This is a genomic window from Carboxylicivirga caseinilyticus, from assembly GCF_050589785.1.
GTDB lineage: Bacteria > Bacteroidota > Bacteroidia > Bacteroidales > Marinilabiliaceae > Carboxylicivirga > Carboxylicivirga caseinilyticus.
The window spans coordinates 1-900 of record NZ_JBNGOX010000111.1; the positions used below are offsets into that span (position 1 = coordinate 1).

General features: G+C 35.9%; 1 protein-coding gene. It reads left to right on the forward strand.

The features are described from left to right. Positions 1–132: 132 nt before the first annotated feature. Positions 133–777 (forward strand): hypothetical protein, encoded by a 645-nt coding sequence (locus ACRD62_RS22455; RefSeq protein ID WP_430822322.1) that lies wholly within the window; start codon positions 133–135, stop codon positions 775–777. The last annotated feature ends 123 nt before the right edge of the window (positions 778–900 follow it).

Sequence of the window (900 nt, forward strand, 5' to 3'; positions counted from 1 at the left end):
TCGTTTTGCTCGTCCTGACACCTTAGTCTACCGTCTTAGTCCCCCTATCGGGTGACACGACACCACGACTAACGCGCCACGACTTCATCCAGCAACCGTTGGCGAGCATACGAGTATTAACATATTTTAAAAATGAAAGGACTGACAGTCTCAATATTAATTTTTATCTCTTTTCTTGTTAATGGACAAGTAAAAAAGTTATCGATTGACAGTGACACATCATTCTGGTACAAAAATCATGTTGACTTTGTAAAAGAACTCGGAATAAAAGAAATTACTTCGTTTCAAAATGATTCAGTGTTTAGATTTTGGGATGGTAATAAAGTTGTTCAAATAGAAAAAAATAGCAAAAGCTATAAAGGGGACGTCTTTTTCTTTCTTCGAGAGTACAATGGAGATAGCCAAAAATCAGAAAGATTATATTCTAGTTCAATGTCACTAGACTCAAATACAATAAATAAGATTTTAGAATTATTTTCAGATTTTAAAATCTTTGAATTTCCAAGTGACTCCAAGATTCAAGGATGGGAAAAAGGACTTGACGGATCTACTTACCTGACTGAATTTAATTGCCCAAATTACTATTCTGTAAAATCATATTGGACTCCAACAGTTCAAGAAAAAGTTAAAGAAGCAAGATTTTTACAGTATTTTATCAATGAATTGAATATAATTGATGAAATAAATGACGGACATAAGAAATTTATGAAGAATCAGCCTTTTGAGAGCTACTACATGACTATTGATGGTGTAGTTATAGTGACCCTAATAAAATAGAAAAAGTACGGCTCGCCAACACGCTGGAATAAAGCATGGCTCGTTTTGCTCGTCCTGACACCTTAGTCTACCGTCTTAGTCCCCCTATCGGGTGACACGACACCACGACTAACGCGCCACGAC

Coding starts and splice junctions, on each gene's coding strand:
- ACRD62_RS22455 (WP_430822322.1), top strand. CDS start 133: ATGAAAGGACTGACAGTCTCAATATTAATTTTTATCTCTTTTCTTGTT.